24 protein-coding genes and 3 pseudogenes are annotated in these 23,248 nt (G+C 41.3%); 8 read left to right on the top strand and 19 right to left on the bottom strand.

What is annotated here, in order from left to right; translation table 11 throughout:
* Window positions 1–39: 39 nt before the first annotated feature.
* The 8 genes from RGF10_RS07780 to RGF10_RS07745 all read right to left on the bottom strand — a co-directional run bounded on the left by RGF10_RS07780 (window position 40) and on the right by RGF10_RS07745 (window position 6,845).
* On the bottom strand, window positions 40–858 hold the full coding sequence (locus RGF10_RS07780) for a purine-nucleoside phosphorylase (RefSeq protein WP_318508512.1): 819 nt from the start codon (window positions 856–858) through the stop codon (window positions 40–42).
* A gap of 15 nt (window positions 859–873) precedes the next feature.
* Window positions 874–2,055: a phosphopentomutase gene (deoB, locus tag RGF10_RS07775; RefSeq protein WP_318508511.1), complete on the bottom strand. Its 1,182-nt coding sequence runs from the start codon at window positions 2,053–2,055 to the stop codon at window positions 874–876.
* A 198-nt stretch (window positions 2,056–2,253) separates the two neighbouring features.
* On the bottom strand, window positions 2,254–3,144 hold the full coding sequence (gene xerD, locus RGF10_RS07770; protein WP_318508510.1) for a site-specific tyrosine recombinase XerD: 891 nt from the start codon (window positions 3,142–3,144) through the stop codon (window positions 2,254–2,256).
* Between the two features lie 7 nt (window positions 3,145–3,151).
* Entirely contained in the window at window positions 3,152–3,379 is a 228-nt protein-coding gene (locus tag RGF10_RS07765) for a YqzK family protein (RefSeq protein ID WP_318508509.1), read from the bottom strand.
* Window positions 3,380–3,772: 393 nt separating this feature from the next.
* Window positions 3,773–4,234 (bottom strand): ferric iron uptake transcriptional regulator, encoded by a 462-nt coding sequence (locus RGF10_RS07760; RefSeq protein WP_318508508.1) that lies wholly within the window; start codon window positions 4,232–4,234, stop codon window positions 3,773–3,775.
* A 112-nt stretch (window positions 4,235–4,346) separates the two neighbouring features.
* The gene (gene spoIIM, locus RGF10_RS07755; protein ID WP_318508507.1) at window positions 4,347–4,994 is read right to left on the bottom strand and encodes a stage II sporulation protein M; all 648 of its coding nucleotides are present in this window, start codon (window positions 4,992–4,994) and stop codon (window positions 4,347–4,349) included.
* A 136-nt stretch (window positions 4,995–5,130) separates the two neighbouring features.
* On the bottom strand, window positions 5,131–6,294 hold the full coding sequence (locus RGF10_RS07750) for an endonuclease Q family protein (protein ID WP_318508506.1): 1,164 nt from the start codon (window positions 6,292–6,294) through the stop codon (window positions 5,131–5,133).
* Window positions 6,291–6,845 (bottom strand): NUDIX hydrolase, encoded by a 555-nt coding sequence (locus RGF10_RS07745; protein ID WP_318508505.1) that lies wholly within the window; start codon window positions 6,843–6,845, stop codon window positions 6,291–6,293. Before RGF10_RS07745 ends, RGF10_RS07750 begins: the two co-directional genes overlap by 4 nt.
* Window positions 6,846–6,924: 79 nt before the next feature.
* Here RGF10_RS07745 and mciZ point away from each other — a divergent pair, with 79 nt between their 5' ends.
* Window positions 6,925–7,053, top strand: coding sequence for a Z-ring formation inhibitor MciZ (gene mciZ / locus RGF10_RS07740; RefSeq protein WP_318508504.1), 129 nt, complete (start codon window positions 6,925–6,927; stop codon window positions 7,051–7,053).
* Between the two features lie 129 nt (window positions 7,054–7,182).
* The gene (locus RGF10_RS07735; protein ID WP_318508503.1) at window positions 7,183–8,112 is read left to right on the top strand and encodes an aldo/keto reductase; all 930 of its coding nucleotides are present in this window, start codon (window positions 7,183–7,185) and stop codon (window positions 8,110–8,112) included.
* A gap of 345 nt (window positions 8,113–8,457) precedes the next feature.
* Here the strand turns inward: RGF10_RS07735 and RGF10_RS07730 are convergent, their stop codons facing one another.
* Window positions 8,458–8,709 carry a YqkE family protein gene (locus tag RGF10_RS07730; RefSeq protein ID WP_318509366.1) on the bottom strand — a complete coding sequence of 84 codons (252 nt, stop codon included), beginning with the start codon at window positions 8,707–8,709 and terminating at the stop codon, window positions 8,458–8,460.
* Window positions 8,710–8,824: 115 nt separating this feature from the next.
* Here RGF10_RS07730 and RGF10_RS07725 point away from each other — a divergent pair, with 115 nt between their 5' ends.
* Entirely contained in the window at window positions 8,825–8,956 is a 132-nt protein-coding gene (locus RGF10_RS07725; RefSeq protein WP_318508502.1) for a hypothetical protein, read from the top strand.
* Window positions 8,957–9,058: 102 nt separating this feature from the next.
* Window positions 9,059–9,973 (top strand): alpha/beta hydrolase, encoded by a 915-nt coding sequence (locus RGF10_RS07720; RefSeq protein WP_318508501.1) that lies wholly within the window; start codon window positions 9,059–9,061, stop codon window positions 9,971–9,973.
* A 444-nt stretch (window positions 9,974–10,417) separates the two neighbouring features.
* On the opposite strand, the gene RGF10_RS07715 is transcribed toward RGF10_RS07720, so the two are convergent.
* The 7 genes and pseudogenes from RGF10_RS07715 to RGF10_RS07685 all read right to left on the bottom strand — a co-directional run bounded on the left by RGF10_RS07715 (window position 10,418) and on the right by RGF10_RS07685 (window position 14,518).
* Window positions 10,418–10,744: an iron-sulfur cluster biosynthesis family protein gene (locus RGF10_RS07715; RefSeq protein ID WP_318508500.1), complete on the bottom strand. Its 327-nt coding sequence runs from the start codon at window positions 10,742–10,744 to the stop codon at window positions 10,418–10,420.
* Window positions 10,745–10,875: 131 nt separating this feature from the next.
* The gene (locus tag RGF10_RS07710; protein ID WP_318508499.1) at window positions 10,876–11,211 is read right to left on the bottom strand and encodes a YolD-like family protein; all 336 of its coding nucleotides are present in this window, start codon (window positions 11,209–11,211) and stop codon (window positions 10,876–10,878) included.
* A 40-nt stretch (window positions 11,212–11,251) separates the two neighbouring features.
* Window positions 11,252–12,511, bottom strand: a complete 1,260-nt coding sequence (locus RGF10_RS07705; RefSeq protein WP_318508498.1) for a Y-family DNA polymerase — start codon at window positions 12,509–12,511, stop codon at window positions 11,252–11,254.
* A 236-nt stretch (window positions 12,512–12,747) separates the two neighbouring features.
* A pseudogene (locus RGF10_RS07700) lies at window positions 12,748–13,544 on the bottom strand (SDR family NAD(P)-dependent oxidoreductase).
* A gap of 9 nt (window positions 13,545–13,553) precedes the next feature.
* Window positions 13,554–13,862 carry a hypothetical protein gene (locus RGF10_RS07695; RefSeq protein ID WP_318508497.1) on the bottom strand — a complete coding sequence of 103 codons (309 nt, stop codon included), beginning with the start codon at window positions 13,860–13,862 and terminating at the stop codon, window positions 13,554–13,556.
* A 12-nt stretch (window positions 13,863–13,874) separates the two neighbouring features.
* Window positions 13,875–14,003: pseudogene (locus RGF10_RS07690) on the bottom strand (MBL fold metallo-hydrolase); the annotation flags it as partial.
* A 29-nt stretch (window positions 14,004–14,032) separates the two neighbouring features.
* On the bottom strand, window positions 14,033–14,518 hold the full coding sequence (locus RGF10_RS07685; protein ID WP_318508496.1) for an MBL fold metallo-hydrolase: 486 nt from the start codon (window positions 14,516–14,518) through the stop codon (window positions 14,033–14,035).
* A gap of 323 nt (window positions 14,519–14,841) precedes the next feature.
* Here RGF10_RS07685 and proC point away from each other — a divergent pair, with 323 nt between their 5' ends.
* From proC to RGF10_RS07670, 3 genes are all read left to right on the top strand, one after another.
* On the top strand, window positions 14,842–15,678 hold the full coding sequence (gene proC / locus RGF10_RS07680) for a pyrroline-5-carboxylate reductase (RefSeq protein ID WP_318508495.1): 837 nt from the start codon (window positions 14,842–14,844) through the stop codon (window positions 15,676–15,678).
* A gap of 98 nt (window positions 15,679–15,776) precedes the next feature.
* On the top strand, window positions 15,777–16,799 hold the full coding sequence (gene namA / locus RGF10_RS07675; RefSeq protein ID WP_318508494.1) for an NADPH dehydrogenase NamA: 1,023 nt from the start codon (window positions 15,777–15,779) through the stop codon (window positions 16,797–16,799).
* 134 nt (window positions 16,800–16,933) lie between these two features.
* Entirely contained in the window at window positions 16,934–17,329 is a 396-nt protein-coding gene (locus RGF10_RS07670; RefSeq protein WP_318508493.1) for an SET domain-containing protein, read from the top strand.
* A 194-nt stretch (window positions 17,330–17,523) separates the two neighbouring features.
* On the opposite strand, the pseudogene rnz reads toward RGF10_RS07670, so the two are convergent.
* Window positions 17,524–18,452, bottom strand: a pseudogene (gene rnz, locus RGF10_RS07665) (ribonuclease Z).
* 249 nt (window positions 18,453–18,701) lie between these two features.
* Between rnz and zwf the strand changes: the two are divergent.
* Window positions 18,702–20,204: a glucose-6-phosphate dehydrogenase gene (gene zwf, locus RGF10_RS07660; RefSeq protein ID WP_318508492.1), complete on the top strand. Its 1,503-nt coding sequence runs from the start codon at window positions 18,702–18,704 to the stop codon at window positions 20,202–20,204.
* A gap of 167 nt (window positions 20,205–20,371) precedes the next feature.
* Here the strand turns inward: zwf and gndA are convergent, their stop codons facing one another.
* On the bottom strand, window positions 20,372–21,784 hold the full coding sequence (gene gndA / locus RGF10_RS07655) for an NADP-dependent phosphogluconate dehydrogenase (protein ID WP_318508491.1): 1,413 nt from the start codon (window positions 21,782–21,784) through the stop codon (window positions 20,372–20,374).
* A gap of 129 nt (window positions 21,785–21,913) precedes the next feature.
* Entirely contained in the window at window positions 21,914–23,200 is a 1,287-nt protein-coding gene (locus RGF10_RS07650; RefSeq protein WP_318508490.1) for a DNA polymerase IV, read from the bottom strand.
* Window positions 23,201–23,248: the final 48 nt, after the last annotated feature.

Genomic DNA, 23,248 nt, shown 5'->3' with positions numbered 1-23,248 from the left:
GATCCCCACTTTTCTAAATATTAGCTCTATCAAACCATCCTACTTCAGTGTTGCTACGATTGCCTTCACATATTTTAGAAAGTTACTTTTGACTTTTTCGGTTGTTTCGATTACTTCATCATGAGATAGAGGCTGATCCAAAATTCCTGCCGCCATATTTGATATACAAGAAATCCCTAATACTTGTAATTCAGCATGCCGTGCGACGATGACTTCCGGAACAGTCGACATTCCAACCGCATCCCCACCAAATATACGGAGCATTTTCACCTCTGCCGGAGTTTCATACGATGGCCCCGTATTTCCGACGTAAACACCCTCTTTTACCGGAATCCCTAGCTCTAGAGCAATTTGTTTCGCATTTTCGCGCAGGACACGGCTATATGCTTCTGACATATCTGGAAAACGTGGACCTAGATTGGCATCGTTTTTGCCAATAAGCGGATTTGAACCCATATTATTTATATGATCCGTAATAAGCATTAAATCCCCTGGTTCAAAATCCTCATTAATCCCTCCAGCAGCATTGGTTACGATTAAGCTTTCTACACCTAATTGCTTCATCACACGGACTGGAAATGTTACTTTTTCAAAGCTATAGCCTTCATAATAATGAAAACGCCCCTGCATTGCGACAACTTCTACTCCATTTAATTGACCGAAAACAAGTTGTCCAGCATGTCCTTCTACCGTCGATACAGGGAAATCCGGAATCGTATCATAAGGGATTTTTACAGGCTGCTCTATTTCATCTGCTAGTATCCCTAATCCAGAGCCTAAAATCAGCCCAACTTTCGGCTTCTTTTTGTATTTTTCCTGCAAAAATCGAGTCGCTGTTTCAATTTTTGTAAAATCCATCCTCTTCACCCTATTCTAAGTTAATTCATTTAAGAAGCTTTTTCCGAAGTTCGGTGCCTTTACCTCGAAGTTTTCCGCAATGGTTGCCCCAATATCGGCAAACGACTGACGAAGTGGCAATTCTTTTCCTTGCTCATTTTTTTTCGAGTAGACAAGTAATGGAACAAATTCTCTTGTATGGTCTGTACCATGATGAACAGGATCGTTTCCATGATCGGCCGTGATGATCACTAAATCGTCATCCTTCATTTTTTCGAACACCTCAGGTAGGCGTGCATCATATTCTTCAAGGGCTTTCCCATAACCGATTGGGTCACGGCGATGACCATATAATGCGTCAAAATCGACTAAATTCACAAAGCTTAAGCCGGTAAAATCCATATCAAATGACTCAATTAATTTATCCATGCCATCCATATTTGAGACTGTTCTCAGAGACTTTGTTACGCCCTCACCATCGTAAATATCAGAGATTTTGCCGATTGCAACGACATCAAAGCCAGAATCCGCCAATTCATTCATCACGGTGCGACCGAATGGCTTTAACGCGTAATCATGACGGTTAGAGGTCCGTTGGAAGTTGCCGGGCTCGCCAATAAATGGGCGAGCAATCACCCGACCCACCATATATTTTTCGTCTAACGTTAGTTCTCGTGCAATTTTACAAATTTTATATTGCTCTTCGATCGGAATAATCTCTTCATGAGCAGCAATTTGCAAGACGGAATCTGCAGAGGTATAAACAATTAATGCTCCCGTTTTCATATGCTCTTCACCGAGCTCAACAAGAATTTCGGTTCCGCTCGCTGGTTTATTTCCAATAATTTTTTTGCCTGTTCTTGCTTCTAGTTCATTTAGCAATTCATCTGGGAAACCATCAGGAAATACTTTAAATGGCGTTTCAATATTAAGACCCATAATTTCCCAATGCCCTGTCATCGTATCTTTCCCGTTGGATGCTTCTTGCATTTTCGTAAAGAATGCTACAGGCTTCTCTACTTTTTCGATTCCTTTGATTTCTTCGATATGACTGAGCCCAAGCTTCGCCATATTTGGCATATGGAGGCCGTTCATTTTTTCGGCAATATGCCCGAGCGTATTGGATCCCTTATCTCCAAACCGTTCGGCATCAGGTGCTTCACCAATCCCGACTGAATCCATTACGATGAGAAACACGCGCTTATATGTATGCATCATCAGTTTCCTCCTCTTTCGATTAAACTGCATAATTAATAATTAGAATTCCCTTCTTATAAAATCATACTCATCTTTATTCGTCAGAAGTCTGACAACTAACCCTTATCACTATATTGTCATAATAATGCCTTTTAAGGCAAAGAAAAAGCTGCGATTTTTGCAGCTTTTTTTTTGACTATTATTCTTATATGTAATCTACTAAGCTCGCGGGTGAAATTGGCTATACACATCTTTTAACCTTGTTTTCGTCACATGTGTATAAATTTGAGTAGTCGAGATATCGGCGTGCCCCAGCATTTCTTGAACGGCACGAAGGTCTGCCCCATTCTCTAATAAATGAGTCGCAAAAGAATGTCTGAGTGTGTGTGGTGTTAATTCCTTTGTGATGCCTGCTTCTGCACTTAGCCGTTTTAAGATTTTCCAAAAACCTTGTCGTGTTAGACGTTTGCCCAGATGATTTAAAAACAATGCATCGTCCTTTTGTTTTTTTAAAAATATGTGTCGACCATGATCTAAATAATCCTGCAGTGCAGCGGTTGCTGTTCTTCCGAGCGGAATAATCCTTTCCTTACTTCCTTTACCCATACACCGCACAAAACCCATCGTTAAATGAACATCACCTATATTCAAGCCAATTAATTCGCTCACCCGTATGCCAGTTGCATACAATAGCTCAATCATGGCTTTATCTCGTTTTCCATAATGATCGTTTGCCTGTGGCGAATCCAATAATTTCTCTACTTCCTGGATGTTTAATACCTTTGGCAAGGAGCGCTCTTGCTGTGGAGTTTCCAGATGAACCGTTGGATCATTCTCCACCGCTTTCTCTCTTAACAAAAATTGGTGAAACGCCCGAATCGATGCAATGTGACGCGCTAGCGTTTTTGACGATTTTCCATCATCCTTTAATTTAGCTAAAAAGCGAATAATTTGAAAACGCTGGACTTCATTTAAATCTGCTATAACTTCAACAGTTTTAAGATAATTAAGATAGCTGTGAAGATCCCGTTCATATGAAACAATTGTATTTTTTGCCAATCCCTTTTCAACAATTAAAAAGTGGATAAAATCCCGAAGTCGATCTTCCATAATGACATTACTCCCCATTTAAATAAAACAATATTAGGCGATCTAGCCATGGCATACTCTGACCTTCTACAGGTGCTGACACCTTTAGTGCAGTGCCTTGTGGCTCATCATAGCGATGATAATTTTGATATTCTTCATTAACCCACATCATGCCATAATAAAATAGTATCGTGCAGCCCACGAATAAAATAAACACCTTGATTGATCGAAAAACTAGCTTAAACCATGCTTTCATTTTACATCCTCCAGCCAATGCTTTCTAGTACAAGGTATGCCAAATAGGGAAAGAAATATACCTGTCTAGCCTAGCTGTTTTGACTTTAGGAAAGTGTTTTTTAATATGGCTTTGTTAAATTGTCTGTTGATTTCCGCTGCAGGTGCTCGCTTTCCGCGGGGCGGGCGGTGAGCCTCCTCGGCGTTTTACGCCTGTGGGGTCTCACCTGTCCCGCTGCTCCCGCAGGAGTCGAGCACCTTCCGCTCCAATCAACAGATTGCTAAAATATCAACAATGCTCTTTAACACAGCTAAAAATAAAAAAAGGATGACTCATTTTATCATCCAGCGTGACCACTCATTTTTTATGAGATAGTTGTGGAACTTAAAGAAGTCAACCTTTTTAAATGATATTTTATTCGACCAATTGCTTTGCTTCTTTTTCTTGGCAACGATAGCAAATTCCATGAAAGGTTAAACGGTGATCTTTGATTTTAAAATTCCATTTCCGTTCCACTTCCGCTTCAACATCATCAAGCAAATCCTCTTGAATCTCATCTACTGCTCCGCATTCTATACAAACTAAGTGATGGTGAAAATGTGCGGCGCCCTCTTGACGTAAATCATAACGAGATACCCCATCACCAAAATTTATTTTATCAACAATTTTTAATTCAGTCAGTAATTCTAATGTACGATATACAGTAGCAAGTCCGATCTCTGGCGATTTTTCTTTGACGAGGAGGTAAACATCTTCCGCACTTAAATGATCCTCTTCATGCTCTAACAAAACTCTAACGGTTGCTTCGCGCTGGGGTGTTAATTTATAGCTGGATGAATGCAGCTGTTTTTTAATTCGTTCAATTCTACTTTCCATACTGTTAGTCCCTCCCTCGCACTTTCCATCTCATTATAACAGAAGGACAGCGAGTTTCAAAAACAATTATTCTAAATAAGAGAAAATATTTATTCTTAAATAGTAATAATTATCACTTATAACTTAATGAGCCGATAATCGCTTTCATTAAGACCTGGGATAAATAGGCCTCGATTGCTGCTGCCCCAGTAAGAAGCACAATGGCACCAACCAGTGTTAAAAAATAACGTGTTAACATTGGCATAAACGGACTGCTGATCTTCTTCATAAATTGCCTGCGAATCATCTGCAATGAAAAAGTTATTGTCATCACGGCCATGATAATAAAAATAGGAATGATAATAAAGTTTTGAGGTAGGACTGATACAAAAGATAATAAAAATCCATCCCATCCCATTTGATTGACTAAGAAACCAACCGTAAAGCCGACAACCATTCCTTTGATAAATAATAAAATGAGAATCACCGGCAAGCCAACAATCGATATTCCTAACACCCACATCAGGCCGATATATTTACTATTATGCAACAAGCTTTGCAAGAATAAATCATTAGCCTCCGCTTGTTTTCCATTCGTTAGTCCGCCAAAAAATTGAGATAAATAATAGAACAAATCCTCTTTTTGTGAAAAACTTAAGCTATTAACTACCACTGCCCCAAAAATAACTCCCATTAAAAATAGCACAATCACGAAAATATAGACTGAGGAATATTCACGAAAATGATTGGCCGCGATGTTCTGGTATAATCTCTTCTTCATTTTGACTTCCTCCTAAAATTAATTAGTACATTCTATGCCCGTCTATCATTTCTATGACATGGAATCTATTAATTTTCAGGAGTGCGAGTAGAAACAAAAATAGTCTGCCTTAAAGGGACAGACTGTTTTGTTCATTTTATTCCGTTATTTTGCCGTATTTTCCGCCGCCACCAGCTAACAGATTTAGTTCACCTTGTCGGGCCTTGATAATCAAGGCAGCTATTTTTTCTGGAATGACTTGATTTAGTGACGCTGCGGGTACTTCATGTAAAATCGCCATTTCCGTGCCGAAATGATCCAATAATTTTCGCAACAGCTTCGGCCCAAGTCCTGGAATGAATTCTAATGGAACTTGATGAACATACGGTGGACGATGCTCTGGCGAACCCTCCGCTGTTTTTAATTCCAAAATACGGTCGGCAACGCCCTTTACTATCTTTGTATCGTGGCAATGTGGGCATTGAACCTCATTTGAATCATACTGGGCTTGGCAAGTGGCGCAAACCGTTTGATGATACTTGCCAAGGAGCGGATCTAAGCCGTAATTGGCGATGATTCTACGATCCTCTTCCACGTGCAACGCCTTTTTCAGTTCCGCAAAGCTTGGCTCTTGCATCGCGATTACCTGGTATTCTCTCGCAATTTTCGGTAAAGAATGCGCGTCGGAGTTTGTTACAAATGAATATCTGTGCAATTCCCCAAGTGCATCAGCCATTGACGTATCAGAGCTTAGTCCTAATTCGATTCCGTCGATTTTGTCAGGATCCAATACCTCTGTTAAAGACTCAATGACTCCTTTTCCATACAAGCTTTTATAAGGGGTAAATACATGAGCTGGGATAAATAGGCCAGAAAGCTCCTTGACTTTATTTTGCAACTCTCTCCCACTAACATAAATTCTTTGCGAGCTAAGGTTAATATTTTTCAAATGACTTGAAAGCCAGCTTGAAAAATCCTTCATAGCTTGCAGTGTGGGAAAATAACATAGCAAGTGAATTGGACCTTGGCAATTCTTATCGTAAACCTCCAGCTCTGAGCCTGGGATTACGGTTAGACCCCCGTAGCTTAATCCGCCCTCTGTATGCTCTGTCAGTTCGCCTGCTTCCATTAATTTTTCCATTTCTATCATAACCTCAGGGGAGTGGCAATCAATAATGCCAATCATGTTCAAGCCCTTTTCATTACGAGCATGCTCTATAATATTCGAAAAGGTTAACGACTTAGCCCCGGTAATTTTCACGGCTTTCCCGGTAAAGGTTCTGCCGATATGAATATGTAGGTCTACATAGTAGTGGTTCATTTGCGAGTTAACGCCTCTTTCAATTGTAGATATTGCACCGCAAAAATCGTTTTCGCATCGTAAATTTTTTGTTGCTCAATATATTGCTGTGCTTCCTCTAGTGTTAACTCAAGTAGATTGATGAATTCATCTTCGTCTTGATCAGCCGGATTTTCTACTTTCGTCAGGCCGCGTGCCTCGTATACGTGGACAATTTCATCGGCAAAACCTGGGGATGTATAGAAGGAATTGACCAACTCTAGTGATTCGCACACATAACCTGTTTCTTCTTCTAATTCTCTTGCCGCACAAGTTAAAGGCTCTTCTCCTTTTTCTAGCTTCCCAGCTGGTATCTCTACTAAATTGCGCTCAAGCGCTTTGCGAAATTGCTCGACCATTATGATTTTATTCTCGTTTGTTACCGCAATCACGGCAACTGCTCCAGGGTGCTTGATTAGTTCGCGCTTTGCGGTTTTTCCATCTGGCAGCTTAACATCATCAACCTGGAGACTGATGATTCTTCCAGTAAAGATGTGTTCTGTTTTAATTGTTTTTTCTTCAAGGCGACTCATTTTTTTTCGTCACTCCTGTTCTATTCCGATATGGTAGACTCATACATTTTACCATACTTTAATTTTGGGGGAGTAACGAATGAAAATCTATGTTCATGATAAAGGATTCGTCCTCGTTGGCAAAGCATGGGAAATTAAGAGAAAGATCAAAGAATACCGCCGTAAATATGAATTGCTTCATGATTGGGTTGAAGACGTCGCCAAATAGGAAGCTGAGCGAGATGGATTGATTCACACTTAAATAATAGAATGCCCAATAACTCTCTTAAAGTTGTGCAAAGCTTCTACCATTCGCTAAAATAGGAACGAGTACGCTGTAAGGAATGGAGTGGAGCACATGGAGAAACGTCAATTAGGCCGTTCCGATTTGTACGTTAGTCAACTCGGTTTAGGCTGTATGTCACTTGGTAAAGAGGAAAAAGCAGCCTTTGGGATCATTGAAGCGGCCCTTGAATCAGGCATCAATTATTTTGATACCGCCGATCTTTATGATTTTGGCACAAATGAAAAAATCGTTGGACAAGCCCTTAAATCTGTTCGTGAAAAGGTGGTTATTGCCACTAAGGTCGGCAACCGCTGGCGCGATACACAGGATGGCTGGAGCTGGGATCCGTCGAAGGCTTATATAAAAGAAGCCGTAAAGCAGAGCCTGAAGCGACTTGGTACAGACTATATTGATTTGTATCAGCTACATGGAGGGACCCTCGACGATCGCATTGACGAGTCGATTGAAGCGTTTGAAGAATTAAGAGCTGAAGGATACATTAAATACTATGGAATTTCCTCAATTCGTCCGAATGTGATTCGCGAATACGTCGCAAAATCAAACATTGTTTCAGTGATGATGCAATATAGCATGCTGGATCGGCGACCAGAAGAGGAAGCGATGCCGCTTCTGTTGGAAAATGGAATCAGCGTCGTGACTCGTGGTCCTTTGGCAAATGGGCTATTAAGTAATCAGCTATTAAAGAAGGCCTCGGCTCGTGTGCAGGAAAAGGGCTATCTTGATTATTCGTTTGCTGAGCTTTCTGAGCGATTGCCGCTGTTACGCGAAAACCTTGCTCGTCTATCTGATCGATCCTTTACGGAAATCGCAATGCAATTTAATTTAGCAAATCCTGCCGTAACCTCCATTGTTGCGGGGGCGAGCTCAGTTGAGCAGGTTCGTGAAAATGCCGCGGCTGCTAGTAGTTCTCCATTAAGTGAGGAAGAGGTTATGCTAATTCGGGAGCTGACGAAGGCAAATCGATACGCAGAGCATCGCTAATAAGTATTAGCCGCGAAGGAAGTCTCTCTCGCGTTTATATAAAGAGATACCCCCAAGCACTTTAATTGGTAGCTTGGGGGTGTTTTCCTTTTTAAGGAATCAATCGTTTCTGTATCGGGCTCCGATTCCTTTTGCAAAACGTGAGCGGACATAGAAGACCTTATTTTGATAAAATACTTCTTATTCTAGATTTAAGTGGACACAGGATACCCTATTTATATAAAAACCACTGAATCATGCTAATTTATTATCAAATAGCGAATCTGTTGTCCGTTTAGCCTATCAAAATAACACTTTAGTGAAAATAAAGGAACTGATGTCCGCGGATCCGTTAGCATTTTCTGTCTATTTAAATTCTTTCCAACTCATTGAGCTTTCATTGAGGAGCTCTTCGAATGATTTGTTTTTTTCTCTTCGTTTTCGTTCTTCTTTTTGGCGCTGCTCTTCAGCTTCTTGCTCGCGCTCTTGTGCTTCCTTCAGTTCCTTTTGTTTATTTTTCAACTGATTGACTAAATCGATATTCAGCATATCTCCTAGTGTTACAGCAGCTTCATCTTTTTTCGGTTTTTGTTTTGCTTTTGAATGTTGTTTTTTCATCGCCACCAGACCCTCCACTGCAAATTTCTCCATTATTATACCATCTGTTCTCGCTTTCTTCATGCATAATGCGACTTTCTTTCATCCATCTTATTAACAGAAAGGGGATGTTTTAATGAGTCAAAAACGAGACAAGGGCTTCAGCCAAAAAGGGAAGCCGACAAGCGATACTACAAGTGCGGTGATTGCCTCAGAGGAAGTGGAAAAAGCCATCCATCCAACGAAACGGCAAAATGCAAAACAATAATGAGGTGGTGAATGGGTGTCCTTTTTAAGCGGGCACCCGTTTTGTTTGTGCATGCATATACATGTTAAAATGGAGGAAACGGTTGTGCTCGGAGGGTTTGGCATGAAAAAGAAAAAGGTTTTTGGGATTTTAGGATCGTTTCTATTTGTTGCATCTTCTGTAGGTGTTTATTTTTCAAATATGCTTATGTATAAGAAAAAGAAGGATGAAAAATTGGTGCTCGAACGGGAAACGCGTGCAGGTCGCTATGACCCAGTTTCGTTTGAAAACTTACCTAAACGTGAGGTGTCCATTCCTTCACCATTTGGCTATTCCTTGAAAACGATTTTGGTGGAACCGCATCATACGAACCGCTATGTAATCATTTGTCATGGTGTGACCGAAAATAAAGTGAACTCTGTGAAATACATGAATTTGTTTCTTGAACGTGGCTTCAATGCGGTCATTTACGACCACCGTCGACACGGGGAATCGGGCGGCAAAACGACGAGCTACGGCCATTATGAAAAATCTGATTTAAAAGCCGTGGTTGATTGGCTAAAAGCCGAAAAAGGTTCAGAGCTGTTACTCGGCATTCACGGTGAGTCGATGGGCGCCGCAACGACCCTACTTTATGCCGGAATGCTCGAGGATGGGGCTGATTTTTATATCGTTGATTGCCCATTTTCCGATTTTAAAGAGCTGCTTGAGTATCAAATAAAAAAGGATGTCAAGCTACCGCCGCGTGTTGTGCTGCCACTTGGTGACTTCTTTTTGCGGCTGCGCGATAAATACTCGGTGAAGCAGGTATCACCGATATCGGTCATTGAAAAAATTCGCAATCCAATTTTGTTTATTCATAGTCAGGACGATAAGTACATTTTACCAGCCATGACAGAGGCTCTGTATGAACGGAAAATTGGCGCGAAGAAGCTGTTTTTGGCGGTAAAAGGGGATCATGCTCAGTCTCTTAATGAGAATCGCGAGGAGTATGAGAAGGCAATCGATGAATTTTTGACGGAGTGCGTGTTTGGGTGAGGAGGGTGATTTGTGATCATCGAGCCTATTGTTATGACTTTAAACTTAGACGAACTCGTGCATTTCTGGGGGCAAACTCGTGCATATCCGTTGCAACTCGTGCATATCGCACTATAAACGTTCATATCACGTTCAGCTTGAGCATAAATTTTAAAACTTGATGCATATATCGCAAAAGTCGTGCATATATTTTGAAACTTGATGCATATCTTTTTAAAAATAGGTCATATTCACAATTAGTCGTGCATATCAGTAATATAGTGTGCATATATTCCTGACTCCTCCTCTCATTTTTTAAGAAATGAGTGCTTTTCTTAAAAAAAACACTCTATTTTCATTCAAAAATGAAGATTTTTTTAAAAAATATGCTGTTTGGTTAAAAAATTCTATCCAAAAAGGGCTACCCCTGAACAAATCTCGTTCGGCGGTAGCCCTTTTTAACATTTATTTTGTTTTATCGACTAAACTCATACGTGCATTTAAGTATTGTCCTGGACTTTTCAGCTGAAAACAGTTACTGTTCACATGAAAATCAAGGCTCATCGTTTCATCAAAAAAGACTTGCTTTTGTTTTTCCATATAAATGGAGCGATTCGGCGTTTTGAGTTCGATGTCATCTGCCCCCACAACATCTACCCACCATAAAGTCGGCACACCGCTTACGGCGCAGCCGCATCCCTCTATATCATAAACCAGCTTCAAGTAGCCAGTTTTCCCTGCTGTTCTTTCAGTTAGCTTCTTTTCTGCTGCTTCTGTGATGGTCATTTGCATGTCCTTACTCCCCTTTCCCATTATCCGTTCCCTATTGTAGCATATTTGCTTTCGAGTTTCTCTTTTTGCAACTGTGAAAAGGTTATCAAATTCTACAATAAAAAAATTTGCGGTTTCGATTACACCGCAAATCACGAATCCAAAAGCCGGACATCATAAATATCGTTTAGTTTAATCCGATGAATCTCGTCAAACCGATCGACGATATGGAGTCTTCCCTCAAACGTATCCCAATAATGAATTTTCCCCATTACTAGCTCGTATTGTTGATGATGGTAATGGGTAATCGTTACGGATTGATCAAATTCCATCGCCCCTGCAATGGTTTCATTCATTTGCTCAAGCTGCTGCTCATCCAATTGTTTTCTCGATTCGTACGTGTCTTCTTTGACCCAATCCCGCAGCATTTTTACATGCTCCGGTAGCATCATCGATGTCCATTTTATTCTACCGCGATCGCGAATCATCCCGGCTCACCTACCTCTTTTTTCTAAAAATAAATCATGCTTAACGCTTATGTCCGCCAACGAGCTTCACACGATGTCTGGATGTTCCGGCTTCTGTGTAGGAAACCGCGCGCAACAAGGCACCTGAGCCGAACCGATTGCGAATTCGATCGACGGTGTAGCCAAGCTCATGCTTTTTCCAGCGGTTCATATCAAACAAATTTAATTGCATTTGCTGATCGTCAACGATATTCCCCAAGGCAATCGCAATTTGCCGGACGGTTTTCCCTTGATAATTTTCATGGAAAAGTTCAAGGCAAACCCGATAGAGCTCCATCGTGATGTTGGTCGGCTCTCCAATTGTTCGCGACCGATGAAAGCCGCCACCAAACTCATCCTTGCTGTACGTGATGCTAAGGCTAATCGTCCGCCCTGCTTTCTTGCGATTGCGTGCTCTGCGCGCCACCTCCTCGCACATTTCAAGAATGACGCTCTTGATTTCGTGCTCCTCTTTATAATCGCGGAGCAGGATTTGACTCTTGCCAAAGCTAATTTGCCCTTCGATAATCGGTGCGCCAATTTCTGAAAAATCAACACCCCAGGCATGGTAATAAAGCTGATTGCCCATAATCCCAAATTTCTTTTCTAACTTCTTCAAATCATAGCGTGCCAGCTGACCTACTGTAAAAATGCCCATGCTATTTAACGTTTTTTCCACTTGTCGACCAATCCCCCACATTTCCCGTAATGGTGAGACGGGCCACAGCTTTGTTTGCACATCGTCATATGTCCACTCGGCAATTCCAGCCTTTTTTGCCTCCAAATCAAGGCATAGCTTTGACATCAGCATATTTGGTCCAATTCCAATCGTACAGGTCAGCTGAAACTCCCGTTCGATATCGTTTTTTATTTTTTCCGCAATCGTCCAGGCATCCCCCCAAAGGTTTGCGGCTCCATCGACCTTTAAAAAACTTTCATCGACGCTATAGACGTGAATTGCTTCTTTCGGAACATAACGATGAAACACACGGGTGATTTCCGTGGAGATACGCAAGTACGTTGCCATCTTTGGTTCCTCAATCCGAATCCGCGGATCATTTGGAATTTCAAACATGCGCGACCCCGTTTTAATGCCAAATTCCTTCTTTAACCGAGGCGAAGCGGCCAGCACAACACTGCCTTGCCGCTCCTTGTTTCCAACTACCGCTAAATAGCATTCAAGGGGGTCGAGGCCAAGCATAACGGCTGCGCAGCTTGCGTAAAAACTCTTCATGTCAACACATAGAACGTGCTGTTTTGGCATCTCGCTATAATCCACCATCGCAATCCCTTCTTTATCCAAAATGCGAACATTAGTTCCTTTTTATTCTATTCATTATCTTAAGCGAATATACGTTCGATTTCAATGGAAATTTTTATGGAGGATTTCAGTAGGATTCCTTCTTTATAATTTTTTACAGAGTTTCTTAAGAACAAAAAAACTGCCAATGGTTCACGAAAAACCACTAACAGTCCCTTGATATAACTATTCAACCTGTATTTGTTTAGCTTTTTTCATTATTTCTGATTAAAGGCTCGCTTTCCAAACCGCTCCACAACCCGGGAAAGAGTGTGTAAAAAATGCTGGCGGTGTTCATCCAGCGTGGCAAATTGATTTCGCGCGTTTTGGTGAGCATCCGCTCAACAACCTGGCGCGCGACATATTCCGGCTTCAATACCCAGCGCTGGATATTTGTTAAATAAGTACCCTTTTCATCGGCAATATTGAAAAAATTAGTGGCAATCGGCCCGGGATTAACGGTCGTAACATACACCCCAAGGTCGGCAAGCTCCATGCGTAGACTATTGGAATAACCAAGCACCGCATGTTTTGTCGCCGAATAAACGCTTGATTTTGGCGTTGCCATTTTCCCTGCTTGTGAAGCTACATTGATAATATGGCCGAAGCGCCGCTCGCGCATAGTCGGCAGAACCATGCTCGTACAGGCCATTAAGCCAATCACATTGACCTCAAACATATTTTTGATTTCTTCGATTGTTGATTCATGGGCGGCACGGAAAATACCAAATCCGGCATTATTAACTAGTATATCGATATGCCCTAAACGTTCGAGCACATCTGTAAAGACCACTTTGATCGCATTTGTGTCCGACACATCAAGCTGATAGACAAGCACTTCGACACCGAAGCGCGTCCCAATATCTTGTTTTAACTGTTCAAGCTTATCTATGCTTCTTGCCATTAAAATCAAGCGCGCTCCTGCTTCGGCACAAAGATAGGCCATCTCAGCACCAATCCCGCCAGATGCGCCTGTTATTAACACATTTTTTCCAATAAGACGGTCATTCGCCATACTGACACCTCAATTTGCTTTATATCGATAAGGAAACTCCTTACTTATCATAGTAATTTCCTGCAATGAAAGCAAATAGTCAAATTGTGCAACCGTCTCTGATAAGGTTAAAATTAGCTCCCGCTCATAAATATGCGGAAATAAACGTTGACACACTTCAAATACCGTTAATTCCTCGTGCTTAAGCCATTCTTTCACCTGCATCGCCCGATCATGCTGACGGCTGAGCCGCTTCTCGATTAATGGCTGCACCTCGGTAATATATTCACCATGGCCTGGATAAACGGTATCAATCTCCAAACTGGCGATTTTTTTCAACGAAGCATTTAAGTCCAGTTGTGGACGTGGACGTTCCTGTATTCCTAATTCTGGCGGTTCAAGCAGTGGATTAGGCGATATATGAGGCAGCAGCAGATCCCCGCCAATAAAAGCTCTGTCACTTTCACGGAATAACCCAATATGACTTGTGGCGTGACCTGGCGTTTCAACTACCTTCCACTCTGGTAAGCCAAGTGGCGTATCCCCTCACGGAGATGGCCCGTTAACGTCCGCTCACAGGAGTATTTCGTGGTTCTACGAAACTCGTTCTTTAATGCTAGAAAAGAATCAACCACACCAAATTCAGCTAAGGTTCGCACAAAAAAATCCTCGTTCGTCTTGATAAAGGACTCGCTAATCGTTAACCACGGCTGATTAAGCGGATGTCCGTATACTTCAACGGTTTCAGGAAAATAAGCGAGTAGACCAACATGATCGGGATGGTGATGGGTAATAATGATTTGCTCGATATCATTTGGGGATAAATGCAATTCATTGAGCTGCTTTACAAAGGAATTCCACGCAATATCTGTATTCGTTCCCGCATCAACTAGCGTTAAACGTTCTCCTTTAATGAGGAAAACATTCACATCACCGACGGGAAACGGGGTCGGCAAAGTGATTCTGGCAATGCCATTTGTCCATTGCGACATCATATCAACTCCTTTAACATTATTTTTCGATAGATTCATTATGCACCAAGCAAACGATTCCAACATAACCTCTAATAATATAATAAGTATAAACCAAAATTTACTAAATTGTCATTATTTTCACATAATTTAATATAAATTCTCATCATCCCCTTGACAGATACAATGTTCTTTTGCATAATCACAATTAAAATTTACTTTTTAAAAAATAGCGATAAGTAAAAGGTGATACCACGGAAGCAAAGACCTTTCGTCCTTTTTACGGGCGAACGGTCTTTTTTGTTAAGACTGATAAATTTTTAAAATTAAAGGGGAACAAAAAAATCATGAAAAAATTAGCATTTATTGGTGCTGGATCAATGGCCGAAGCGATGATTTCGGGCATTGTCGAAAGCAAGCTCCTAACAGGTGAGCAAATCTGGGTAACAAATCGAAGTAATCAAGAAAAACTAGACAACCTGAACCAAAAATACGGCGTAAAAGGTACTTATAATCTAAAAGAACTAGTGGAGGATGCCGATGCTGTCATTTTAGCCATGAAACCGAAGGAAGCAGCGATCGGAATCTCACAAATTCGCTCTTATTTAACCGAGAAGACGATGCTGATAAGTGTTTTGGCCGGAGTCTCGATTGAAAATATTGAATTGCTTGCTGAAAAAAAACTGCCTGTCGTACGCGCGATGCCAAATACATCGGCAACCGTTGGGAAATCGGCAACAGGACTGGCGATCAACTCATATGTTACCGAGCGTCAGCAAGAAATTGTGCAAACCATTTTTGAAACAGTCGGACTGACAACCTTTGTCGAGGAAAAACAAATTGATGCGATTACAGGACTTTCCGGAAGCGGCCCTGCTTATATTTATTATTTAATTGAAGCAATGGAAAAGGGTGCCCAAGAAATTGGCCTGGATCAACAAGTGGCCAAACAGCTTATCGTTCAAACGTTGCAAGGGGCAGCCGAGATGGTTGCAACATCCTCAAAACCAGCCAAGCAATTGCGTCAAGAAGTAACTAGCCCAGGTGGAACAACAGAAGCCGGACTTCGAGTATTAGAGTCTTTCGAAGTACAAAAAGCCTTTATTCAATGTATTAAAGAAGCAACCGCCCAATCAAAACGACTAGGATTGGCCTTAAGTGATGAGCTCTATCCAGTGAAATAGAAAAGACGTTTTACGAATTGGATAAATTTTCTTTTTAAAAAGCCTCTGCTATACTAGGTATGTGTTTAGATTACCGAAGTATAAGGAGGCTTTTTTCATTGACTGCAAAACTATTTTCGCCTTTTACAATAAAGGAATTAACCTTAAAGAACCGAATTGTCATGGCGCCGATGTGCATGTATTCTTGCGATAAAGAGGACGGTACGCTTACGAACTTTCATTTGACTCATTATGTCAGCAGAGCCGTTGGCCAGGTTGGCTTGATTATTGTTGAAGCAACCGCCATTACACCACAAGGTCGAATTTCAAGTCGTGATTTAGGGATTTGGAACGATGAACAGGCGGAAGGCTTCAAAACCCTCGTCAAGCAAGTGAAGGAGCATGGAGCGAAAATTGGCATACAAATTGCCCATGCAGGAAGAAAAGCAACAGTGGATGGGGAGATCGTTGCTCCTTCGGCGATTCCATTTGATGAAAACTCAAAAACACCAAAGGAAATGACCAAACAGGAAATTCATGAAAGTATTGAAGCGTTTAAACAAGCGGTTATTCGTGCCAAAAATGCCGGCTTTGACGTAATCGAAATTCACGGAGCACACGGTTATTTGATCAATCAATTTCTATCTCCGTTAACGAACCATCGCAATGATGAATACGGCGGTACACCTGAAAATCGCTATCGATTTTTAAAAGAAGTCTTGGAAGCAGTGAAAACCGTTTGGGACGGTCCATTGTTTGTTCGCGTCTCTGCTACCGATTACGATCCTGAAGGATTAAATGTTCAAGACTATGTGACGATTGCCAGCTGGCTGAAGGCTCAAGGTGTAGATTTAATCGATGTCAGCTCCGGTGGACTTGTACACGCCAAAATCAATGTGTATCCAGGCTATCAAGTACCGCTGTCAGATACGATTAAGCATCAGGCTGGAATAGCAACTGGAGCGGTGGGACTGATTACCTCAGGCTTACATGCAGAAGAAATTGTCCAAAGTGAGCGAGCCGACCTTGTCATCCTTGCGCGAGAATTGTTGCGTAACCCATACTGGCCAAGAACGGCAGCGGCAGAACTGAAGACAGCAATCGAATCCCCTACCCAATATGAGCGGGGCTGGAATTTTTAAAGAAGAGCTTTCGAGCTCTTTTTTCGGTCCAGATTATCCGAAGGTAAGTAGCACGCAAAGATAAAACAGTTGCTTTCCCCTTTCCGAACTGTTAGCTTAGTAGGATAAGCTATGTGAAACTAAAGGAGATTATTATGATTGAAATAAAAACATCTAAGCTCAGCGATGGAGAATTAAATCGCGGAGTGTTCGCAACACGTGATATTGCAAAAGGTGAGCTGATTCATGAAGCTCCAGTCATTCCTTATCCAAACGCTGAGCATGTTCACATCGAGAAAACATTACTTGCAGATTATGCATTTGAATATGGGAAAAACCATAGCGCCCTGCTATTAGGTTATGGAATGCTCTTTAACCATTCGTATGAGCCTAATGCGACCTACGATATTAATTTTCCAAACCACACATTTGACTTCTATGCCTATAAGGATATTAAAGCTGGCGAGGAAATCCTCATCAATTATAATGGTGATGTCGATGATAATGACCCGCTTTGGTTTAACAAAGACAATGATCCGAGTAATAAATAATAAATATGAATCTAAAAAAGCAGGCATTTGGTATGCCTGCTTTTTGATTTGATTAGATTATAAATACCGAAAATTGTAACATGGATGTGGCTTTGGCGAATAAAACATGGGATTAGGCGAATAAAACATTAATCAGGCGATTAAATCTCGGATCAGGCGAGTAAAATATTGATTCTGGCGAATAAACCACAAGATTAACTCTTAACAAGTGGGATTTCTAGTTCTTTAAAGTCCTCGGCTAACTCCGTTTCAGCAAAGAGTTCTTTTGCCTCCAACAACAGCTCTTTTGAGGCTTCTCGATCATAGCGCGAACTGATATGAGTGAGACAAAGCTTCTTCACACAAGCAGCCAGCGCAATTTGTGCTGCCTGATGGGTCGTGGAATGGAAATAATCATGAGCCAGTCCCTCTTCCCCTTTGGCGAATGTTGCTTCATGAACAAGCAAATCTGCTCCCCGCGCCAACACAGCTGCATTTTCACATTTTCTTGTATCTCCAAGAATCGTCACAACACGTCCTTTTTGTGCCGAACCTAGAAACTTTTTCGCCTCAATGACCGTACCGTCCTCAAGCGTCACATCTTCCCCATTTTTAATTTTTTTATAAATCGGGCCTGGCTTGACCCCTGCTTGTGCTAGCTTATCGGCATGCAAAGTTCCCGGTCGGTCTTTTTCAACAATGCGATAGCCATATGAGGGAATACCGTGTTGCAGCGGGAGCGTTTCGACGAGAAATTGTTCATCTTCAAAGACGACGCCTTCCTCAATTTCAACCACTTCCAACGGATACTTTAAATAGGTCTGACTAACAGTTAAACTAATCTGGACATATTGCTTCAAACCTTTTGGTCCATAAAGTGTGACCCCCGTTTCCCCCCTTGAAAAGAACGGCTTGATAAAAGGCCAGGCAAGCCATAAATATGATCTCCATGCAGATGAGTAATAAATATCTTCTCGATTCTACGCGGCTTAATGGATGTATGTAATACTTGATGCTGGGTTGCTTCACCGCAATCAAACAGCCAAATGCTGCCTCGTTCCTCCAACAGCTTCAAAGCAATCGAAGTAACATTTCGAAGCTTTGCGGGAACCCCTGCCCCAGTTCCTAAAAAGAAAACCTCCACGAAAATTTTGCTCCTTCCTTCATACATTATATGTTAAGCAACACTATACCACAGATTGACCAAGCAAGCCTTGCCTCAGATATTTATCTTGAAAATATTAGGATATTGAGTCGAATTTAGAAGAAAACTATTGATAATCGTCTCGAATTATTTGCTAATTGGAGCACTTAACGCTAAAATTTAATATTTGTAAAGACAATTAATTCTCTACATATTTTTAAGAATTTAATCAAAGAGAGGTACTTCATCGTGAACCAAACTGAAAAACCGACTGCATTAATTATGATATTTGGAGCAACAGGTGATTTAGCCAACCGTAAGCTCTTTCCTTCATTATATCAGCTATACCAAAAGGGAAATCTAGACCGTTTCGCTGTCATTGGTGTGGCAAGACGTTCGATTACAAATGAACAATTCAAGCAAAATGTGAAGGATTCAATCTTAACTGCAGATAACAGCAGCGAGAATATTGAAGATTTCATTTCACGTTTTGTTTACCACTCTCATGATGTAACTGATTCTAATTCCTACGCTGCACTAAATGGGCTAGCTGAACAATTAGATACTACGTATCAGCTTGATGGGAATCGCATCTTTTATTTAGCCATGGCACCTGAGTTCTTTGGTACGATTGCTGAGCATTTGAAAAAAGATGGATTGACCAACGTAAAAGGCTTTAAACGACTTGTGATTGAAAAACCTTTCGGACATGACCTAGAATCCGCTAAAAAATTAAATAAGCAAATTCGTACAGCTTTTTCTGAGAATGAAATCTACCGAATTGACCATTATCTTGGTAAAGAAATGGTTCAAAATATCGAAGTCATCCGTTTTGCGAATGCCATGTTTGAGCCTCTTTGGAACAACCGCTATATTTCCAACATCCAAATCACTTCTAGTGAAGTTCTCGGTGTTGAGGAACGTGGTCGCTATTATGAAAAGAGTGGAGCACTGCGCGATATGGTGCAAAACCATATGCTACAAATGGTCGCCTTGCTAGCAATGGAGCCACCGATTCGTCTAACTGATGAAGAAATTCGTTCTGAAAAAGTGCGTGCCCTCAGAAGTTTAAGAGTCATTAGTGAAACTGAAGTAGAAAAATATTTTGTACGTGGACAATACGGTGAAGGAACGGTAAATGGGCAACAACTCCCAGCTTATCGAAATGAGGATATGGTCAATCCTGCATCAAACACGGAAACATTTGTTGCAGGGAAATTGATGATTGATAACTTCCGCTGGGCAGGCGTTCCATTCTATATTCGTACAGGAAAAAGAATGCTAACAAAACAAACGAAAATTGTGGTTCAATTTAAAGATATTCCGATGAATCTGTATTACCAGACTGAGCAGGAATTACAGCCAAACTTGTTGGTGATTCACATTCAACCAGAAGAAGGGATTACACTCCATTTAAACGCCAAGAAGTCCGGGCAGAGTTTAGCAGCCAAGCCGGTTAAGCTAAGCTATGCGAATAGAGGCATCGATGGAATTAACACGCCTGAGGCTTATGAGAAGCTACTGTTTGACTGTATGCGAGGTGATGCCACGAACTTTACCCATTGGGATGAAGTAGCCCTATCCTGGAGCTTTGTCGACAACATTTCGAACGTTTGGGAGAAAACAACGGAAACTAGCTTCCCGAATTATGAATCCAATACAATGGGGCCAAAAGCGGCTCATGAGCTTTTGGAGAAGGATGGCTTCCACTGGTGGCCTGTAACAATGCTAGATGTTGAAACATGTAAATAAACGATCAAACCCCTGCATCTAATTCGTGATGTAGGGGTTTTTCTATTCCGTGCCTATTGATTACCGATTTACCGTTCTCGCTTTCTCTCCTGTTGTCGGGCACCAATCAATCGGTCTTCAAAAAAAGGCGACTTCATTCTCACAAATGAAATCGCCTTTTATTATTTTTATTTTTCCATCCACTCAGTATGGAAAATTCCTTCTTTATCAGTGCGTTGGTATGTGTGAGCACCGAAATAATCACGTTGTGCTTGAAGCAGATTCGCTGGTAGTGTTTCTAATCTGTAGCTGTCGAAGTAAGACAATGCTGCAGAGAAACATGGAACCGGAACACCGTTCTGTACAGAAACGCCAATGATTTCACGAAGAGCAGCTTGGTAACTCTCAACAATCTCCTTGAAGTAAGGATCAAGCAATAGATTTTTCAAGCCTGGGTCGCGATCATAAGCATCTTTAATTTTTTGTAAGAATTGGGCACGGATGATACAGCCACCGCGGAAAATCATCGCAATATCGCCGTATTGAAGATCCCAGTTGTACTCTTCTGACGCAGCACGCATTTGTGCGAAGCCTTGAGCATAGGACACAATTTTACTCATGTATAACGCTTTACGAACCGCTTCAATAAAGGCTGCTTTGTCACCAGTAAACGGTTTTGCTTCTGGGCCATTTAATAGCTTGCTTGCTGCAACGCGCTCATCCTTCATCGCCGAAATAAATCGTGCAAATACAGATTCCGTGATGATTGGAAGCGGCACACCTAAGTCTAGAGCACTTTGGCTCGTCCATTTACCTGTACCTTTTTGGCCTGCTGTATCAAGGATAAGATCGACTAGTGGCTTACCAGTCTCTTCATCCATTTTTGTGAAAATATCAGCGGTAATCTCGATTAAGTAGCTATCAAGCTCACCTTTGTTCCACTCAGAGAACACCTCATGGAACTCCTGAGCACTCAAACCTAATGTGTGTTTCATTAAGAAGTACGCTTCGCAAATTAATTGCATATCGCCGTACTCAATACCGTTGTGCACCATTTTTACGTAATGTCCGGCACCATCTGGACCGATATAAGTTGTACAAGGCTCACCATTTACTTTTGCAGAAATGGCTTCAAAGATTGGAGCAACAAGTGCGTGTGCTTCCTTTTGACCACCAGGCATGATTGAAGGTCCGCGAAGAGCACCTTCTTCACCACCAGAAACCCCTGTTCCAATAAAGTGAATTCCTAGTTCACTTAATTCTTTATTACGACGCTGTGTATCAACAAAGAATGTGTTTCCACCATCAATGACGATATCACCTTTGTCTAGCAATGGCTTTAACTGTTCAATTGTTGCATCAGTAGCCGCCCCTGCTTTTACCATTAAAAGAATTTTGCGAGGTATTTCTAATGAGTTTACGAATTCTTCAAGTGTATATGTACCGACAATGTTTTTCCCTGTCGTTTCACTTAACATTTCGTCTGTTTTTTCGCGTGAACGATTATAAACAGAAACCGTGTATCCTCTGCTTTCAATATTCATTGCAAGGTTTTTGCCCATTACAGCTAAACCAATTACGCCAATTTGTTGTGTACTCATGATTTAACGTCCCTTCTAGCACTATATTCCGTAAACAAATTTACCTTTAATACTTTAACAAGATTCGACAGGAGATTCAACTATTTACCTTCTCACTCTTATTTTGACTAAACTATTGACCACCTATTCTCACTCTTTTTTGTTCTTCTTCTGTTTTTCAGCTTGTAACAAGAAATCTTTATTAAAGCTAGTATCTGTCCCAATTGTGGTCGTGTTCGGCTGCTCCGATGCGACATCGACAGCTTTTTCAATGATATGCTTGCCAAATTTCTCACGTAACTTTTCCATCGTTTCATACAATGGCGCCTTTTTTGCGTCATTTTCGTACGAAAACAGGTCAAGCTGTTTAACTGCATCCTCCTGCTCCTGTAAATCCGTTCCTGTTACACCAAGTAATCGAATACCTTCGCCGTTCCAATTTTTTAAAAATAAGCCTTTTGCTTCCTCAAAAATTTCCTCAACGGATCTTATTGGATTGATTAGTTTTCGACTGCGTGTAATCGTTTTTCGATCTTTATAGCGAATGGTTACGCCAATCGTTTGCGCAAGCACTTTTTTGTTTTTTAGCCGCTGTGCAACTTTACTAACTAAGCCTTCAAGAACTTGTAGAAGCTGATGCTGATTTGTAACATCCTTTGAGAGCGTTGTTGAATTTCCGATGCTTTTAAAATCATAAACAGACTCTGGATCGACAGGGCGATTGTCGATTCCATTTGCGCGATTTTTTAGCCGAACCCCGTTGATTCCGAGTAGGGCTTTTAATTGAATTTCATTGCCTTTCGCTAAATCGCCAATGGAAAGAATATTGAATGGGGCCAGTTTTTCTGCTGTTTTTTTACCAACACCATGCATTTCCCCGACTGGCATTGGCCAGAGGACAGTAGGAATATCGCGCTTGCGCAACACGGTAATTCCTAATGGTTTTTTCATGTCTGAGGCCATTTTTGCTAAAAATTTATTGGGTGCGATCCCGATGCTACATGGCAAATCGTGATCATTTAACAAAGTCTGTTGAATGGATTCAGCAATTTGGATGGGAGAGCCAAGCTCATAGCAATCTGTAATATCCATGTACCCTTCATCAATTGAAACAGGTTCCACTAATTCAGAATAACTGCGAAGAAGCTCAAACATTTTCGTCGAGGCTGCACGATAGCGATCAAAATTCGGTTTTCTGACAATCAGCTGTGGACAAAGCTTCTTTGCTTCCCACAAGGGCATCGTTGTTTTCACACCAAATTTGCGTGCTTCATAGCTACAAGTAACAATGATTCCTCGTCTTTCTTCTACATTTCCAGCGATCGCGAGTGGTTTTCCTTTTAATGAGGGGTCAAGTGCCATTTCAACGGAAGCATAGAAGCTATTCATATCAACATGCAAAATCACTCTGCCATTCTTTGGGTACATTTCCTTCATCAAAGTCACCTCTCTGCTGGCATGATTAATATTTAAAGTATAACAAAA

Source organism: Bacillus sp. T3, from assembly GCF_033449965.1.
Taxonomy (GTDB): Bacteria; Bacillota; Bacilli; order Bacillales; family Cytobacillaceae; genus Bacillus_BU.
This window is presented reverse-complemented; position numbering and strand designations above follow the sequence as displayed.

Bases quoted from the DNA above. Each gene is read 5' to 3' on its own strand.
- RGF10_RS07780 (WP_318508512.1), bottom strand. From the start codon at position 858: ATGGATTTTACAAAAATTGAAACAGCGACTCGATTTTTGCAGGAAAAA.
- deoB (WP_318508511.1), bottom strand. From the start codon at position 2,055: ATGATGCATACATATAAGCGCGTGTTTCTCATCGTAATGGATTCAGTC.
- xerD (WP_318508510.1), bottom strand. From the start codon at position 3,144: ATGGAAGATCGACTTCGGGATTTTATCCACTTTTTAATTGTTGAAAAG.
- RGF10_RS07765 (WP_318508509.1), bottom strand. From the start codon at position 3,379: ATGAAAGCATGGTTTAAGCTAGTTTTTCGATCAATCAAGGTGTTTATT.
- RGF10_RS07760 (WP_318508508.1), bottom strand. From the start codon at position 4,234: ATGGAAAGTAGAATTGAACGAATTAAAAAACAGCTGCATTCATCCAGC.
- spoIIM (WP_318508507.1), bottom strand. From the start codon at position 4,994: ATGAAGAAGAGATTATACCAGAACATCGCGGCCAATCATTTTCGTGAA.
- RGF10_RS07750 (WP_318508506.1), bottom strand. From the start codon at position 6,294: ATGAACCACTACTATGTAGACCTACATATTCATATCGGCAGAACCTTT.
- RGF10_RS07745 (WP_318508505.1), bottom strand. From the start codon at position 6,845: ATGAGTCGCCTTGAAGAAAAAACAATTAAAACAGAACACATCTTTACT.
- mciZ (WP_318508504.1), top strand. From the start codon at position 6,925: ATGAAAATCTATGTTCATGATAAAGGATTCGTCCTCGTTGGCAAAGCA.
- RGF10_RS07735 (WP_318508503.1), top strand. From the start codon at position 7,183: ATGGAGAAACGTCAATTAGGCCGTTCCGATTTGTACGTTAGTCAACTC.
- RGF10_RS07730 (WP_318509366.1), bottom strand. From the start codon at position 8,709: ATGAAAAAACAACATTCAAAAGCAAAACAAAAACCGAAAAAAGATGAA.
- RGF10_RS07725 (WP_318508502.1), top strand. From the start codon at position 8,825: ATGAGTCAAAAACGAGACAAGGGCTTCAGCCAAAAAGGGAAGCCGACA.
- RGF10_RS07720 (WP_318508501.1), top strand. From the start codon at position 9,059: ATGAAAAAGAAAAAGGTTTTTGGGATTTTAGGATCGTTTCTATTTGTT.
- RGF10_RS07715 (WP_318508500.1), bottom strand. From the start codon at position 10,744: ATGCAAATGACCATCACAGAAGCAGCAGAAAAGAAGCTAACTGAAAGA.
- RGF10_RS07710 (WP_318508499.1), bottom strand. From the start codon at position 11,211: ATGATTCGCGATCGCGGTAGAATAAAATGGACATCGATGATGCTACCG.
- RGF10_RS07705 (WP_318508498.1), bottom strand. From the start codon at position 12,511: ATGGTGGATTATAGCGAGATGCCAAAACAGCACGTTCTATGTGTTGAC.
- RGF10_RS07685 (WP_318508496.1), bottom strand. From the start codon at position 14,518: ATGATGTCGCAATGGACAAATGGCATTGCCAGAATCACTTTGCCGACC.
- proC (WP_318508495.1), top strand. From the start codon at position 14,842: ATGAAAAAATTAGCATTTATTGGTGCTGGATCAATGGCCGAAGCGATG.
- RGF10_RS07670 (WP_318508493.1), top strand. From the start codon at position 16,934: ATGATTGAAATAAAAACATCTAAGCTCAGCGATGGAGAATTAAATCGC.
- gndA (WP_318508491.1), bottom strand. From the start codon at position 21,784: ATGAGTACACAACAAATTGGCGTAATTGGTTTAGCTGTAATGGGCAAA.
- RGF10_RS07650 (WP_318508490.1), bottom strand. From the start codon at position 23,200: ATGAAGGAAATGTACCCAAAGAATGGCAGAGTGATTTTGCATGTTGAT.